This is a genomic window from Rhizobacter sp. P2_H3 (genome assembly GCF_056403355.1).
In genome coordinates this window covers 1-736 of record NZ_JBFUFQ010000531.1, presented here as the reverse complement: position 1 = coordinate 736, position 736 = coordinate 1, and the positions used below count along the sequence as shown (strand labels likewise).

The following is a 736-nucleotide window of genomic DNA, read 5'->3' as shown; positions in this document are numbered from 1 at the left end:
GCCTGAGCGCGCGGGGCCTAGCTTGCGGTGTACAGCCGCGCCGCCAAGTCTTCAGCGCGGAACGAGGCATACCGTGCTGCCATGACCGAGCCCGGCGCCCAGCCCATGATTGCGTTGATCTCCTCCGCACGGAACATCCACTCGCCCGCAGGCACGCGCAGCTCGAACCAACGGCATGTCGCCTCGTGGCGCAGGTCGTGCTCCGTGAGACCGGTGCATCCTGCATATGCAAACAGCCCTCGAAACCGCTGCGACAGTCGATTGCTCGTCGCAGCGAGGTTCTCTGGAGTTCCATTCCAAAAGGGGAACAGGAGCGCGCCGGCTTCATCTGCTGCTGACCCAGCGATGTAGTTGCTCAACTCCGGCAGCAGCTCCGGCCGGATGGGCACGCGGCGCCATTTCTCGCGTCCGTACCATTGCTTCGAGCTGCGCACAAGAATCACGCGCGAGCGCATGTCGACCTGGTCGATGGTGAGCGTGTAGGCCTCGCGGAGACGCAGGCCGCTCCACAGAATGAGCTGGAACAACATGCGCATGGCGGGCCCATCCTTGAGCGCCAGTGGCCTCTCGCGGTCCGCACGCTTGTGCCCATCGAGGGCATTCAGGATCAGCGCCTCTTCACCCAGCTCGGTCCCCTTGGCGGGCAGCAAGCGGCGGTCGCGTTGTACATCGATCCTCGCCGCCTTGCCGAGCGCTTCGACTTCTCGCGCGTCCTTCGCGTTGTAGCTGGAGTACC

Annotated in this window: 1 protein-coding gene; it reads right to left on the bottom strand. The window is 64.8% G+C overall.

Going from position 1 to position 736, the window contains the following annotated elements; all coding sequences use genetic code 11:
* Positions 1-17: 17 nt before the first annotated feature.
* On the bottom strand, positions 18-736 hold a 719-nt coding region (locus AC1D1T_RS32865; RefSeq protein WP_477993554.1), incomplete at its 5' end, for a tyrosine-type recombinase/integrase.